This is a genomic window from Streptomyces chiangmaiensis (assembly GCF_036281785.1).
Taxonomy (GTDB): Bacteria; Actinomycetota; Actinomycetes; order Streptomycetales; family Streptomycetaceae; genus Streptomyces; species Streptomyces chiangmaiensis.
Genome location: NZ_JAYWVC010000690.1, coordinates 1 through 710, shown reverse-complemented (window position 1 = coordinate 710; position 710 = coordinate 1). Strand labels below are relative to the sequence as shown.

1 protein-coding gene is annotated in these 710 nt (G+C 64.2%); it reads left to right on the top strand.

What is annotated here, in order from left to right; all coding sequences use genetic code 11:
• Positions 1–710: flavodoxin-dependent (E)-4-hydroxy-3-methylbut-2-enyl-diphosphate synthase (gene ispG / locus VXC91_RS46445; RefSeq protein ID WP_329513344.1), on the top strand; the 710-nt coding region annotated here is incomplete at both ends.

Here is a 710-nt window from a genome sequence, read left to right as displayed (position 1 = left end):
CCGATCCGGATCGGGGTGAATGCGGGGTCGCTGGACAGGCGGCTGCTGCAGAAGTACGGCAAGGCGACGCCGGAGGCGCTTGTGGAGTCGGCTCTGTGGGAGGCGTCGCTGTTCGAGGAGCATGATTTCCGGGACATCAAGATCTCGGTGAAGCACAACGATCCGGTGGTGATGGTCGAGGCGTATCGGCAGTTGGCGGCGCAGTGTGAGTATCCGTTGCATCTGGGTGTGACGGAGGCGGGTCCGGCGTTTCAGGGGACTGTCAAGTCCGCGGTGGCGTTCGGTGCGCTGTTGTCGCAGGGCATCGGTGACACGATTCGTGTTTCGCTGTCGGCTCCTCCGGTGGAGGAGGTGAAGGTGGGTACGCAGATCCTGGAGTCGCTGGGGTTGCGGCAGCGTGGTCTGGAGATTGTGTCGTGTCCGTCGTGCGGTCGTGCTCAGGTGGATGTGTACAAGCTGGCGGAGGAGGTCACGGCGGGCCTGGAGGGGATGGAGGTTCCGCTGCGGGTCGCGGTGATGGGGTGTGTGGTCAATGGTCCGGGTGAGGCGCGTGAGGCCGATCTCGGTGTTGCCTCGGGCAACGGCAAGGGGCAGATCTTCGTCAAGGGCGAGGTCATCAAGACCGTGCCGGAGTCGAAGATCGTGGAGACCCTCATCGACGAGGCCATGAAGCTCGCCGAGCAGATGGAGAAGGAGGGCGTCGCATCCGG